The organism is Streptomyces ochraceiscleroticus, from assembly GCF_000720485.1.
GTDB lineage: Bacteria > Actinomycetota > Actinomycetes > Streptomycetales > Streptomycetaceae > Streptomyces > Streptomyces ochraceiscleroticus.
Genome location: NZ_JOAX01000017.1, coordinates 34765 through 47887, shown reverse-complemented (window position 1 = coordinate 47887; position 13123 = coordinate 34765). Strand labels below are relative to the sequence as shown.

The following is a 13123-nucleotide window of genomic DNA, read 5'->3' as shown; positions in this document are numbered from 1 at the left end:
CTCGGGGGACGGGGCGTGCGCCAACAGGGACAGGCAGCATTCTTAGCAGAAGAGATCTCCATTGTTAACGCATCTTGCGTGATGAGTTGGCCCGTCATACCGTTCCGGGCATGCGAAAGGGGCCGTGCACATGGCGTGCGCGGCCCCTCGGGTGCTGCGTGTGTTCTCAGTCGTTCCCGGCGTTGTCCCCGGCGTGTTCCCCGTACGGCAGGAGGTCCGGGCGCTTCGGCGGCCGTCCGTCGCCGCTCGACCGGCCCGTCAGCCGGCGGCCTATCCACGGCACCAGATGCGTCCGGGCGAACCGCGCGTCCGCCGCGCGCCGGGCCACCCAGCCCGGCGGCACCGGCGGCGGCAGCGGCGCGTCCCACTCCGCCTCCGGCGGGAGGCCGAGCGCCTGCCAGACGGCCTCGGCGACCCGTTCGTGTCCCTCGGCCGTCAGGTGCAGCCGGTCGTCCGCCCACAGCCGCGGGTCGCCGAGCGACGCCGAGCCGTAGAGGTCCACAACGAGCGCGCCGTGCCGCTGCGCGACCTCGTCGATGTGGTCGAAGAGCGTCTCCATGCGCGGCCGGAACCGCTCCAGTACCGGGCCCTGCCGGCCCGGACTGCGCATCAGTACGAGCTGCTTGCAGCTCGGCGCCAGCCGCGCCGCGGCCTCCTCCAGGAGCGCGCACACCCGCGGCACGTCGCACTTCGGGCGCAGTACGTCGTTCAGGCCGCCCACCAGCGTGATCAGGTCGGCGCCCATGGCCGCGGCCGCGGGCGCCTGGTCCTCGGCGATCTGGCCGATGAGCTTGCCGCGCACGGCGAGGTTGGCGTACCGGAAGCCGGGCGTGCGGGCGGCGAGACGGGCCGCGAGCAGATCCGCCCAGCCGCGGTACGAGCCGTCCGGCAGCGCGTCCGACATCCCCTCGGTGAAGGAATCCCCGACCGCGACAAAACTGGTGTACTGAGCACTCATCTCCATGGCGCGAGTGATCCTATACGCAGTACAGGGCCGCTCGCGCCGCGGCTGTGCGTCAGGCGGCGGGCCGGTGCTGCAGTACCAGCTCCCGCAGCACGTCCTCCATCGTGACCAGCCCGGCCAGCCGCCCGTCGTCGCCGATCACGGCGGCCAGGTGGGTACGCGAACCGCGCATCGCCGTCAGCACGTCGTCCAGCGGCGTTGCAGCCCGCACCCGGGCGATCGGCCGCATCGAGGACACCTGGAACGGCAGGTCCCGCGGCATGGCGTCCAGCGCGTCCTTCACGTGCAGATAGCCCAGGATGCGGCGGGAGGCGTCCACGACGGGGAAGCGGGAGAAGCCGGACCGCGCGGACAGGTCCTCCAGCCCCTCGGGGGTGATGCCCAGCCGGGCGGAGACCACCTTCTCGGCCGGCAGGACCACGTCACGGACCGGGCGGCGGCCCAGCTCCAGCGCGTCCCGCAGCCGCTCGGCGCCCCGGTCGTCCAGCAGGCCCGCGTCGGAGGAGTCCTCCACCATCTTGACGAGCTGGGCGTCGGAGAAGGTCGCCGCGACCTCGTTCTTGACCTCCACCCGCAACAGCTTCAGCAGCCCGTTCGCGAACGAGTTGACCGCGAAGATCACCGGGCGCAGCGCCCGCGCCATCGCCACCAGCGGCGGCCCCAGCAGCAGCGCGGCGCGCACCGGAGCGGCCAGCGCGATGTTCTTCGGCACCATCTCGCCGAAGAGCATGTGCAGATACGTCGCCAGGGCCAGCGCGATCACGAAGGACACCGGGTGGACCAGGGACTCCGGTACCCCGGTGACGTGGAAGAGCGGTTCCAGGAGGTGGGCGATGGCCGGCTCGGCGACCGCGCCCAGCACCAGCGTGCACAGCGTGATGCCGAGCTGGGCCGCCGCCATCAGCGCGGAGACGTGCTGCAGGCCCCAGATGACGCTGCGGGCCCGGCGGTCGCCCTGCTCGGCGTACGGCTCGATCTGGCTGCGGCGCACCGAGATCAGCGCGAACTCGGCGCCCACGAAGAAGGCGTTGACGACCAGCGTGAGCAGGCCGATGAAGAGCTGCAGCGCGGTCATCGGGCGGCCTCCTCGTGGGTACGGGCGGCGTCCTCGTCACCGGCCGCGGGGGCGTGCAGCAGCACGCGCGCCGCACGGTGACCGGACGCGTCCACGACGTCCATCCGCCACCCGGCGACGGTCAGCTCGTCGCCCTGGCCGGGAATGCGGCCCAGCTCCGTGGCGATCAGCCCGGCCAGCGTCTCGTACGGGCCCTCCGGCATCCGCAGCCCGATCCGCTCGAGCTGGTCGGAACGGGCCGCACCGTCCGCGTCGTACAGCGTGCGGCCGTCCTCGTCCTTGCCGGCCGGGGCCAGGTCCGGGGTCTCCAGCGGGTCGTGCTCGTCGACGACCTCGCCGACGACCTCCTCGACGATGTCCTCCAGCGTCGCGACGCCGGCCGTGCCGCCGTACTCGTCGATCACCACGGCCATCGTCCGCTTGCCCGACAGCCGGTCCAGCAGCTCGTTGACCGGCAGCGTCTCCGGTACCAGCAGCGGCTCGCGGAGCATCTCGGCGATGGGGTGCCGGCGCCGCCGCGCGGCCGGTATGGCCAGCACGTCCTTGATGTGCGCCACCCCGACGACGCTGTCCAGGCTGCCGCGGTAGACCGGGAAGCGGGACAGGCCGGTGGCGCGGGTGGCGTTGGCCACGTCCTCGGCGGTGCACTGCACCTCCAGGGCCGTGACCTGCACCCGCGGGGTCATGACGTTCTCCGCCGTGAGGTCGGCGAGGTTCAGCGTACGGACGAACAGCTCGGCCGTGTCCGCCTCCAGCGCGCCCTCCTTCGCGGAGTGCCGGGCCAGCGCCATCAGCTCCTGCGGGCCGCGCGCGGAGGCCAGCTCCTCGGCCGGCTCCAGGCCCATCCGGCGCACCACACGGTTGGCGGTGTTGTTCAGATGGCCGATCAGCGGCTTGAACGTGGCGCTGAAGCCGCGCTGCAGCGTGGCCACCCGCTTGGCGATGGGCAGCGGGCTGGAGATCGCCCAGTTCTTCGGTACCAGCTCGCCGACGACCATCAGGACGACCGTCGAAATGGCCGTACCGAGGATCAGCGCGGCGCTCTCGCCCGCGGACCGCGGCAGCCCCATGGCCTCCAGGGGGCCGGTGAGCAGCGCGGCGATCGAGGATTTGGCGAGCATGCCGATGACCAGGCCGGTCACCGTGATGCCGAGCTGCGCGCCGGAGAGCTGGAAGGTCAGGCCGCGTACGGCCTTCAGAGCGCTGTCCGCGCCTCGCTCGCCGCGCTCGGCGGCGCGCTCGAGGTCGCTGCGCTCGACGGTCGTCAGCGAGAACTCCGCCGCGACGAAGACACCGCAGGCCAGGGTCAGCAGAAACGCCACGGCCAACAGGAGCAGCTCGGTCATCGGGTCACCTCCGTCCCATGATCGAACAGGTCCGGGAGGTTCGCGCTATGTCGACTGCAACTGGGAGGGTCGCCCATGGCTGGACGCTCACACCTTTCCTCGGGAATTGCGCTGCGGACCGTGTATCCGGCAGCGGGGGGACTATCCATAGTAAAGGACCGGCAAAGCAGCGGCCCGGTGACCGGATCGGGTCCCGGGCCGCTGCTTGGCCGGCGAGTGCCTTCAGCTGTCAGCCGGTGGTCAGCCCGAGCGCCGAGGCCAGCTCGCGCCACTGGGCGCGCGGCAGATCGGCGCGCTCACCTCCGTCGAGGGCCTGGAGGGCGACGTGGTCGGCGCCCGCGGCGTAGTAGGCGTCCAGGCGGGCCTTGACGGTCTCCGCATCGCCCAGCGCGAAGAGGGCGTCGAGCAGGCGGTTGCTGCCGCCGTCGGCGAAGTCCTCCTCGGCGAAGCCGAGCCGCAGGAGGTTGTCGGTGTAGTTGGGCAGCCGGAGGTACATGGCGAGGGTCTCGCGGGCCGTGCCGCGCGCCCGCTCCAGATCGGTGTCGAGGACCACCTTCAGCTCCGGCGCGAGCAGCGCCTCGCTGCCGAGCGCGGCGCGGGCCTGGGCGGTGTGCTCCGCGGTGACGAGGTACGGGTGCGCTCCGGCGGCACGGTCGGCGGCGAGCCGCAGCATCCTGGGCCCGAGGGCGGCCAGCACCCGCCGCTCAGCCGGTACCGGCTCCGGTGCCGCGTCCAGCCCGTCCAGGTACGCGACCATCGCGGAGTACGGCTTGGCGTACTGCGGCGCGAGCGCGCTGTGGCTGACGCCGATCCCGAGGACGAACCGTCCCGGCGCCTCCTTCTCCAGCTGGGCGGTCTCCGCGGCCACGGTGGACGCGTCGTGGTCCCAGAGGCTGAGGATTCCGGTGGCCACCGTGATGCGCCGCGTCGCCTGCACGACCTTGCGGGCATCGGCCACCGAGGGGCTGCCGCCCAGCCACACGGTGCCGAACCCGAGCTCGTCGAGCTCCGCCACCGCATCGCTGATCCGGGCGAGCCCCTCGGCATCCTGGGAACGCAGGCCGGGACTCCAGATGCCGATGCGGCCGAGGAGTGCATGACGGGAGCCGGCCTCGCCGGAGGCGGCCGTCGCGGAGTCTGCTGAAGAAGTCATGGAGGCGACAACCTCCCGCAGTCCGCGGTCTATTCCGGCTCCCGCCGCCTCCGCGCCCGGGACAAGAAACTCTGCGCGAAGCGTTGACGCGCCCTCGCTTGTTCCCTAGCTTCCCGTTCGAAGTCGCGGGCATGGTTCGATATCCCGAACATCATGCCGTGCGAATCTCCGAGCAGAGGAGAACCTCGTGAGCCGCCCCCGCCTGAGATCGTCCCTCTTCGCCGTGCACGCCGCCGTCCTGCTCGCCCTGATGCCGTCGAGCGCGTCCGCCTACCCCGGCCCGGGCAAGGTCACCGGCGACGTCGTCGTCCACGACCCGACCATGCTCCGCGCGCAGGACGGCCGGTACCTGCTCTACTCCACTCACGGCTACCTGGAAGCCCGCACCTCCACTGACCGCACCGCCTTCAGCCGCAGCGGCAACGCCTTCTCCTCGCCCCCGAGTTGGTGGTCGCGGTACTCGGCCACGAACGACCCGTGGGCGCCCGACATCTCGTACCAGGGTGGCCGGTACCTCATGTACTACGCCGTCTCGCGCTTCGGCTCGAACACCTCCGCCATCGGGCTCGCCACCTCCTCGACCGGGCTGCCGGGCTCCTGGAGCGACCAGGGCATCGTCCACTCCTCCACCTCGAGCAGCGACTACAACGCCATCGACCCGGACCTGTTCGTCGACAGCGACGGCACGTGGTGGCTGGCCTTCGGGTCCTGGTGGAGCGGGATCAAGATGATCCGCCTCGATCCGGCGACCGGCAAGCAGTACGCGGGCGACACCACCCGCCACTCGCTGGCCGCGCGCCCGACCGGTACGAAGGCGGTCGAGGGCCCGACCGTCGTCAAGCGCAACGGCTACTACTACCTCTTCGCCTCGTACGACACGTGCTGCAACGGCACCGGCTCCACGTACAAGATCAAAGTCGGCCGGGCCACCAAGCCCACCGGCCCGTACTACGACCGCAGCGGCGTGGCCATGACCGACAACGGCGGCACCGTGGTCATGGCCTCACAGGGCTCCGTGATCGGCCCCGGCGGACAGGACGTCATGCCCGACGCCGACGGTGACCTGCTCGTCTACCACTACTACGACGGCAACGACGCCGGCACGCCCAAGCTGGGCGTCAACCTGCTGAACTGGAGTGGCGGCTGGCCGACGGCGTACTGACGGCGCCGGAGCGGTCTCCCTGTCCTGACGCGCGGAAGCGAATGGTTTCATCGCCCGCCTTGCCGCCTCCCCATTGACTCCACCCCGCCTGTCGCCTTAGCTTCCCTGAGTCGCATCTGAAACCTTTCAAGACGGACGGGTACTCCATGAAACGCGTCTGCTTTCTGCTCAAAGTGCGCCGGGAGCGCCTCGATGAATACCGCGAGCGGCATGCCGACGTCTGGCCCGAGATGCTGGCGGCGCTGTCCGCCTCCGGCTGGCACAACTACTCGCTCTTCCTGCGGGAGGACGGCCTGCTCGTCGGCTATCTGGAGACCGAGGACTTCGCCGCGGCCCAGGAGGCCATGGCCGCCACGGACGTCAACGCCCGCTGGCAGGCGGAGATGGCGCCGTTCTTCGAGGCGCTCGACGGCGCGCAGCCGGACGAGGCCATGCGCCCGCTGACCGAAGTGTTCCACCTCGACTGAACCGAAGCGTTGAACCGAAGCGTTCCACCGCGCCTGAACCGAGGACGGGAAACCATGAGACCCCTCGCCGCCGGAGTACTCGCCGTGTCACTGTTCGCTTCCGCGGCGGGGGCCGGCCCCGCGCACGCGGCCGATCAGGGGCCGGCGGTCAGCAAGCTCGATGACACACAACTGGACGCGCGCGCCCTGTACTTCGTCTCCTACGACGGGCTCGTCAACAACAACTCCTTCCAGAAGAACGGCCTGCTCACCCACAAGGGCTACCAATACGCCGCCTGGTACACAGCCGACCGCCACGCCGTCGTCGCCCGCCGCCCGCTGACCGGCACGGCGTGGCAGACCGTGGTCCTGCCGCACCGACTGACCGTCGACGACTCGCACAACGTCATCTCCATGGGCATCTCCCGCGTCGATGGCCGGCTGCACCTCGTCATGGACTCGCACAGCAGCGGTTACTTCTACGTGAAGTCGGCGGCGGGGCTGGTGAGTTCGCCCGCCGGGCGCGCCTGGGACGCGCGCGCCTTCGGTGACGTCCAGACCACGCTCGACGGTGTCGCGCTCACCGACCGGTTCACCTATCCGCAGTTCATCGCGACCCCCGACGGCAGGCTGCAGCTCAGCTATCGCGCCGGCGTCTCCGGCAACGGCCGCAACGCACTGGCGGAGTACGACGGATCCCGCTGGAAGGCGCTGGGGGAGTGGAGCAGCGCCACCGGTACGTACACCACGGCCCACGGCGCCAGTTCCGCCCGCAACATGTACCTGCACGGCATCGACTACAGTGCGGACGGCACCCTCCATGCCTTCTTCACCTGGCGGGAGCAGAACAGCGCGGTCATGTGCGACGGCGGTGGGATCACCAACCACGACACCGGCTATGTCCACAGCACCGACCGCGGCCGGACCTGGCGCGACACCGCGGGCAAGGTCGTCGGCGTGACCGGTGGCGTGGACAAGGTGTCGGTCGAGGACCGCACCGTCGTCGACCCGCTGGGCCCCGACCACTCGCTGATGAACCAGGAGAGCCAGGCCACCGACTCCGCCGGCCGGCCGCACGCGATCATCTCGTACGTCCCCGGCCGCTTCACCCAGTGCACCACCGACTACGTCGACGACCGGGTGCGGTACGGACGGGTCTTCCATGTGTACAAGGGCGCGCGCGGCGAGTGGAAGAAGACCGAGATTCCCGTGCCGCTGGGCTCTTCCCAGCGCACTCACCTGGTCTTCGACGCGCACGACAACGCCTACGCCGTCATGCCGTACGGCCGGATCGTCGCCGCCTCCAAGTCCTCCGGCTGGACCGACTGGAAGACCCTCTACGACGGTGCGGGCCTGAACGCCTTCGGCGAGGTCGTCGTGGACGACACGCGAGTCGCGCAGGACGGCGTCCTGTCGTTCATGTACCAGCGGCGGTCGACCGGCACCACGCCCTCGCCGATCCGCGTGGTCGACTTCCGGCTGCCGCGGTAGCGGGGAGGCCCGTCGCCCGCCTCAGTCCGTCAGGTGGCGGACCCAGCGGCTCCACTGGGGCTCGGGGGCGTACCCGGAGGCGTGCCACGCGTGGTGCGCGGGCTCGTTGCGGTCGAGGACCATCGCGTCCGCGCGACGCCCGCCCAGTGCGGCGAACCGCTCTTCCGCGGCCGCCAGCAGCGCCCGCCCGATGCCCTGCCGGCGATGGCCGGGGTGGACTGCCAGCCGGTACAAATGGCAGCGCCACCCGTCGAACCCGGCGATCACCGTGCCGACCGGCTCGCCGTCCCGCTCGGCCAGCAGCAGCGCCTCCGGATCCCGGGCGATGAGCCGGGCCACGCCGTCGTGGTCGTCGCTGATGCTCGTTCCCTCCGCGGCGTCGCGCCAGAACCGCAGTACGGCGTTGATGTCAGCGGAGCCGGCGGGGCGGATGCGGAGACCACTCAGAAGATCACTCATGGGGTGAGCCAAGCAGATCTCCGGCCTGTACGGCGAACGGTTTCCGCTCAAGGAAAAGCAGGAAGCACCGGCCGGAGCACGGATCACTCACCGTCCCCCCGCAGGCTCTCCACGGAGCGGGACACCTCCGCGACGCGGTCGGCGAGGGCGCTGGGGTCGGGGGGCGGGGTGTCGCGGAGGAGGAGTTCGATCCGGGCGAGCTGCTGGGCGATCTCCGTGAGCCGTTCTCCGCTGCCCGGCTCCGCGGCGGCCGCCGCCAGGCGTTGGTTCTTGCGGTACAGGTCGAGGAAGATGCCGACCTTGGTCCGCAGCATCCAGGGGTCGACGGGCTTGGTCAGGAAGTCCGCGGCGCCGACCGAGTACCCGCGGTAGGCGTAGTCCGCTTCGGGGTTGACGCCGGTCACCAGGATGATGGGCACGTCCTTGGTCTGGTCGAGACGCTTGATGGTGGCGGCGGTCTCGAAGCCGTCCATGCCGGGCATCACGACGTCCAGCAGCACCACCGCGAAATCCTGGCGCAGCATCGCCTTGAGGGCTTCCTCCCCCGAGCGGGCGCGGACCAGCTTCTGGTGGAGGGGGCCGAGTACGGCCTCCAGCGCGACGAGGTTCTCCTCCATGTCGTCGACGAGGAGGATGTTGCACTGGTCGGGTGCGAGGGTGGTCATGGCCTGCCTTTCGGAGCGTCGCCGGCATCGTCCTGCGCCGGACCGTCGCCGTTCTCCGGCGACGCCGTGCCGTTCTGTGGATCGAGCAGCGCGCAGATCACCGACAGCAGGCGGTCGATGTCCACGGGCTTGGGGACGTAGTCGGAGGCGCCGCTCTCGATCGCCTTCTCGCGGTCGCCGGGCATGGCCTTGGCGGTGAGCGCGATGATCGGCAGATCGGCGAGCCGGGGGGTGCTGCGGATGGCGCGGATGGTCTCGTAACCGTCCATCTCGGGCATCATGATGTCCATCAGGATCAGGGAAACGTCGGGGGTGCGCTGCAGCACTTCCAGGCCCTCGCGGCCGTTCTCCGCGTACTTCACGGTGATGCCGACCCGGCCCAGTACATGCGTGAGGGCGAAGACGTTGCGGATGTCGTCGTCCACGACGAGGATCCGGCGCCCGGCCAGCACCCGCCCCGGGCGCCCGCTCAGCCACTCCTTGAGCCGCGTCGTCTGCGGCCAGGCGTCCTCGCGGGCGTCGGGGCCCTGGGCGGCTCCGGTGCCGACCGCATCGCCGGGTGTGCCGGCCGCGTCGTCCGGCCAGTCGAGGGTGGCGGGGACGAGCTGCTCCGGGCTCAGCTCCGCCACCGGGCCGGGGTCCGCCGCCGGCTGCGGGGCCTCCGCCGGGCGCGGGCCGCCCTCCGGCGCCGGGATCTCCACGCCGCCGGGGTGGCGCGCGGGGATGTACAGGGTGAACAGGGAGCCGACGCCGACCTCGCTCTCGGCGGTGATCCGGCCGCCGAGCATCCCGGCGATCTCCCGGCTGATGGACAGGCCGAGGCCGGTGCCGCCGTACTTGCGGTTGGTGGTGCCGTCGGCCTGCTTGAACGCCTCGAAGACCACCGGGAGTTTGTCGGGGGAGATGCCGATGCCGGTGTCCTTGACGCGGAACGCGACGACGGCCTCCGCGTTCCGCAGCGTCTCCTCCGTGAACTCCTCGCCCGGCACCCGTTCGACGCGCAGCTCCACACCGCCGGAGTGGGTGAACTTCACCGCGTTGGACAGCAGGTTGCGCAGCACCTGCTGGAGGCGCTGCTCGTCGGAGTACAGCTCGTGCGGTACGTCGTCGCCGACGGTGATCTCGAAGCCGAGCCCGCGGTCGGCGGCCATGGGCCGGAAGGTCGCGTGCACATAGCCGAGCAGCTTGTCGAGGGACAGCTCCTTCGGGTGGACGTCCATCCGGCCCGCCTCGATCTTCGACAGGTCGAGGATGTCGCTGATGAGCTGGAGCAGATCGGCTCCCGAGCGGTGGATCGTGGCGGCGAACTGCACGTCCTGCTCGGAGAGATGGCCGTCGGGGTTGTCGGCGAGCAGCCGGGAGAGGATCAGCAGCGAGTTGAGCGGAGTGCGCAGCTCGTGCGACATGTTCGCCAGGAACTCCGACTTGTACTGCGAGGCGGTCGCCAGCAGCGCCGCCTTCTCCTCCAGCGCGGCGTTGGAGCGCTGCAGCTCGTCGGAGCGTTCGCGCAGCTCGGCGGTGAGCCGCTGGGACTGCGAAAGCAGCGACTCGGTACGCGAGTTGGCGATGATCGTGTTGAACGAGACGGCGATGGTATTGGCGAACTGGTCGATGAAGGCCAGGTGCACATCGCTGAACCTGCTGAGCGACGCCAGCTCGATCACGCCGAGCAGCTCGTCCTCGAAGAGGATGGGCACGATGACGATGCTGGCCGGAAGCGCCGCGCCGAGCCCGGAGTTGATGGTGATGTAGTCCTCGGGGGCGTCCAGGACGAGGATGCGCTTCTTCTCCTTGGCCGCCTGGGCGATCAGGCCGCGGCCCGGGGTGCCGGAGCCGGGGAGGGGGCTCTCGCCGTCGGCCTGGTCGGTGCCGTACCCGGCGATGAACTGCAGCCCCTCGCCGGGGCGTGCGCCGGACTCGGCCAGGAAGAACGCGCCGAACTGCGCGTTGACCAGCGGCGTCAGCTCGCTGAGGATCAGTCCGGCGACCTCCACCAGGTCGCGGTGGCCCTGCATGAGGGCGGCCATGCGGGTGAGGTTGGACTCCAGCCAGTCCTTGGCGCGGGTGGTCTCGCGGAGGTTGGAGACCATCAGGTTGATGTTGTTCTTCAACTCGGCGACCTCGCCCTTCGCCTCGACCGTGATGGAGCGCGACATGTCGCCCTGGGTGACCGCGCCGGCCACCTCGGCGATGGCGCGTACCTGGGTGGTGAGGTTCGAGGCCAGCTCGTTGACGCCGGTGGTCAGCCGCTTCCAGGTGCCGTAGACGCCCTCGACCCGGGCCTGGCCGCCCAACTGCCCCTCGCTGCCGACCTCGCGGGCCACCCGGGTCACCTCGGAGGCGAACGAGGAGAGTGTGTCGACCATCGTGTTGAGGGTGGTCTTGAGCGCCAGGATCTCGCCGCGCGCGTCCACATCGATCTTCTTCGACAGATCGCCCTGGGCGACGGCGGTGGCGACCTGCGCGATGTTGCGCACCTGTGAAGTCAGGTTGTCCGCCATGAAGTTGACGTTCTCCGTCAGGTCCTCCCACACCCCGGAGACGCCGCGGACCTGCGCCCGGCCGCCGAGCCGGCCCTCGGTGCCGACTTCCCGGGCGACCCGGGTGACCTCGTCGGCGAACGCGCGCAACTGCTCGACCATGGTGTTCACGGTGTCCTTGAGCTGCAGGATCTCGCCCCGCGCATCCACCGTGATCTTCTTCGACAGGTCGCCGTCGGCGACGGCCGTGGTCACCTGGGCGATGTTGCGTACCTGCGAAGTCAGGTTCAGCGCCATGAAGTTGACGTTGTCCGTCAGCTCTTTCCACACCCCGGAGACGCCGCGGACCTGCGCCTGCCCGCCCAGGTTCCCCTCGGTGCCGACCTCGCGGGCCACCCGGGTGACCTCGTCGGCGAATGCGGAGAGCTGGTAGACCATCGTGTTGATCGTCGACTTCAGCTCCAGGATCTCGCCCTTCGCCTCCACCGTGATCGTCTTCCCGAGGTCGCCCTGAGCGACGGCGGTGGCGACCTGCGCGATGTTGCGTACCTGCGACGTGAGGTTGTCCGCCATGGAATTGACGTTCTGCGTCAGGTCCTTCCATACGCCGGAGACGCCGCGGACCTGGGCCCGGCCGCCGAGCCGGCCTTCGGTGCCGACCTCGCGGGCCACCCGCGTGACCTCGTCGGCGAACGCGGAGAGCTGGTCGACCATGGTGTTGATCGTCGACTTCAGCTCCAGGATCTCGCCCCGGGCGTCCACCGTGATCTTCTGGCTCAGGTCACCGGTGGCGACCGCCGTGGTCACCTGGGCGATGTTGCGTACCTGCGAGGTCAGGTTCGACGCCATGAAGTTGACGTTGTCGGTGAGGTTCTTCCATACGCCGGAGACGCCCGCCACATGGGCCCGGCCGCCGAGCTGTCCCTCGGTGCCGACCTCGCGGGCCACCCGCGTGACCTCGTCCGCGAATGCCCGCAACTGGTCGACCATCGTGTTCACGGTGAGCTTCAGCTCCAGCAGCTCACCGGTTGCCTCGACCGTGACCTGCTGGGTCAGATCGCCGCGGGCGACCGCCGTGGTGACCACCGCGATGTCGCGGACCTGCGCGGTCAGCCGCGCGGCCATCGCGTTGACGGCCTCCGTCACATAACGCCAGTCGCCCGACAGCCCCTGTACCTTCGCCCGCCCGCCGAGCCGCCCCTCGGTGCCGACCTCGCGGGCCACCCGGGTCACCTCGCCGGTGAAGAGCGAGAGCTGGTCGACCATGCGGTTCACGCCGCGCCCGAGGCGGGCCAGATCGCCGCGGAGCTGCCGCTTTCCGTCGTGCAGCTCGACCCGCCGGGTCAGATCGCCGTCCGCGACGGCGTCCAGTACGCGCGTGGCGTTCCCGACCGGTACGACCAGCGCTTCGAGGAGCGTATTGGCCGCGTCCACGCTCGTGGTCCAGGCTCCGTGCCCGGGGCTGGCCGCGAGCCGCTCGTCCAGCCGGCCCTCGCGGATCACTTCCTGGCGTACCCGCTGGAGCTCCGAAGCCAGGTGTGCGTTGCGCGTGACGATCTGGTTGAACGCCTCCGCCAGCTCCGCGGCGACGCCCTCGTACGCACCGTCCGCGCGTACGGTGAAATCGCCGTCCCGGACCGCGTTCATCGCCGTGAGCAGCGGTCGCAGCTCGGCCGCGCGCAGCACCTGCTCGTCCCGGGCGAGGCCGGGCCGGCCGGCGGGCTCGGCGGGGTCGGCGGCCCCGGGCGGGGTGTCCGGCGCGGATTCCGAAGCACGTTCCATAGTGGAAGATCCTCAATCGGGCAATAAAACCATATGTACCCCTTTGGTGCGATTTAGGCTACATTCATTGAGCTGAGCACCGGAACCGAGCCGGGAGTCG

Annotated in this window: 10 protein-coding genes; 3 read left to right on the top strand and 7 right to left on the bottom strand. The window is 70.5% G+C overall.

Translation table 11 applies throughout. The features are described 5' to 3' along the window. Nucleotides 1-166 precede the first annotated feature (166 nt). The 4 genes from IG84_RS0121345 to IG84_RS0121330 all read right to left on the bottom strand — a co-directional run bounded on the left by IG84_RS0121345 (nucleotide 167) and on the right by IG84_RS0121330 (nucleotide 4538). Nucleotides 167-964, bottom strand: coding sequence for an SGNH/GDSL hydrolase family protein (locus IG84_RS0121345; RefSeq protein WP_031059507.1), 798 nt, complete (start codon nucleotides 962-964; stop codon nucleotides 167-169). A 52-nt stretch (nucleotides 965-1016) separates the two neighbouring features. After that, complete coding sequence (locus IG84_RS0121340) at nucleotides 1017-2039, bottom strand: hemolysin family protein (protein ID WP_031059506.1); 1023 nt, start codon at nucleotides 2037-2039, stop codon at nucleotides 1017-1019. Then, nucleotides 2036-3385 carry a hemolysin family protein gene (locus IG84_RS0121335; RefSeq protein WP_031059504.1) on the bottom strand — a complete coding sequence of 450 codons (1350 nt, stop codon included), beginning with the start codon at nucleotides 3383-3385 and terminating at the stop codon, nucleotides 2036-2038. Before IG84_RS0121335 ends, IG84_RS0121340 begins: the two co-directional genes overlap by 4 nt. A gap of 229 nt (nucleotides 3386-3614) precedes the next feature. After that, a complete protein-coding gene (locus tag IG84_RS0121330) occupies nucleotides 3615-4538 on the bottom strand; it encodes an LLM class F420-dependent oxidoreductase (protein ID WP_078649151.1) in 924 nt (307 codons plus the stop codon). A gap of 250 nt (nucleotides 4539-4788) precedes the next feature. Between IG84_RS0121330 and IG84_RS0121325 the strand changes: the two genes are divergently transcribed. From IG84_RS0121325 to IG84_RS0121315, 3 genes are all read left to right on the top strand, one after another. Then, the gene (locus tag IG84_RS0121325) at nucleotides 4789-5700 is read left to right on the top strand and encodes an arabinan endo-1,5-alpha-L-arabinosidase (protein WP_078649170.1); all 912 of its coding nucleotides are present in this window, start codon (nucleotides 4789-4791) and stop codon (nucleotides 5698-5700) included. 146 nt (nucleotides 5701-5846) lie between these two features. After that, entirely contained in the window at nucleotides 5847-6167 is a 321-nt protein-coding gene (locus IG84_RS0121320; RefSeq protein WP_031059499.1) for an L-rhamnose mutarotase, read from the top strand. A gap of 54 nt (nucleotides 6168-6221) precedes the next feature. Beyond that, complete coding sequence (locus tag IG84_RS0121315) at nucleotides 6222-7637, top strand: BNR repeat-containing protein (protein WP_031059498.1); 1416 nt, start codon at nucleotides 6222-6224, stop codon at nucleotides 7635-7637. Nucleotides 7638-7658: 21 nt separating this feature from the next. Here IG84_RS0121315 and IG84_RS0121310 read toward each other — a convergent pair whose 3' ends face one another. From IG84_RS0121310 to IG84_RS0121300, 3 genes are all read right to left on the bottom strand, one after another. Further along, nucleotides 7659-8096, bottom strand: a complete 438-nt coding sequence (locus tag IG84_RS0121310) for a GNAT family N-acetyltransferase (RefSeq protein ID WP_031059495.1) — start codon at nucleotides 8094-8096, stop codon at nucleotides 7659-7661. An 83-nt stretch (nucleotides 8097-8179) separates the two neighbouring features. Further along, a complete protein-coding gene (locus tag IG84_RS0121305) occupies nucleotides 8180-8761 on the bottom strand; it encodes a response regulator (RefSeq protein WP_031059494.1) in 582 nt (193 codons plus the stop codon). Next, on the bottom strand, nucleotides 8758-13023 hold the full coding sequence (locus IG84_RS0121300; protein WP_031059492.1) for a HAMP domain-containing protein: 4266 nt from the start codon (nucleotides 13021-13023) through the stop codon (nucleotides 8758-8760). Before IG84_RS0121300 ends, IG84_RS0121305 begins: the two co-directional genes overlap by 4 nt. Between the last annotated feature and the right edge of the window lie 100 nt (nucleotides 13024-13123).

Bases quoted from the DNA above. Each gene is read 5' to 3' on its own strand.
- IG84_RS0121345 (WP_031059507.1), bottom strand. From the start codon at position 964: ATGGAGATGAGTGCTCAGTACACCAGTTTTGTCGCGGTCGGGGATTCC.
- IG84_RS0121340 (WP_031059506.1), bottom strand. From the start codon at position 2,039: ATGACCGCGCTGCAGCTCTTCATCGGCCTGCTCACGCTGGTCGTCAAC.
- IG84_RS0121335 (WP_031059504.1), bottom strand. From the start codon at position 3,385: ATGACCGAGCTGCTCCTGTTGGCCGTGGCGTTTCTGCTGACCCTGGCC.
- IG84_RS0121330 (WP_078649151.1), bottom strand. From the start codon at position 4,538: ATGACTTCTTCAGCAGACTCCGCGACGGCCGCCTCCGGCGAGGCCGGC.
- IG84_RS0121325 (WP_078649170.1), top strand. From the start codon at position 4,789: ATGCCGTCGAGCGCGTCCGCCTACCCCGGCCCGGGCAAGGTCACCGGC.
- IG84_RS0121320 (WP_031059499.1), top strand. From the start codon at position 5,847: ATGAAACGCGTCTGCTTTCTGCTCAAAGTGCGCCGGGAGCGCCTCGAT.
- IG84_RS0121315 (WP_031059498.1), top strand. From the start codon at position 6,222: ATGAGACCCCTCGCCGCCGGAGTACTCGCCGTGTCACTGTTCGCTTCC.
- IG84_RS0121310 (WP_031059495.1), bottom strand. From the start codon at position 8,096: ATGAGTGATCTTCTGAGTGGTCTCCGCATCCGCCCCGCCGGCTCCGCT.
- IG84_RS0121305 (WP_031059494.1), bottom strand. From the start codon at position 8,761: ATGACCACCCTCGCACCCGACCAGTGCAACATCCTCCTCGTCGACGAC.
- IG84_RS0121300 (WP_031059492.1), bottom strand. From the start codon at position 13,023: ATGGAACGTGCTTCGGAATCCGCGCCGGACACCCCGCCCGGGGCCGCC.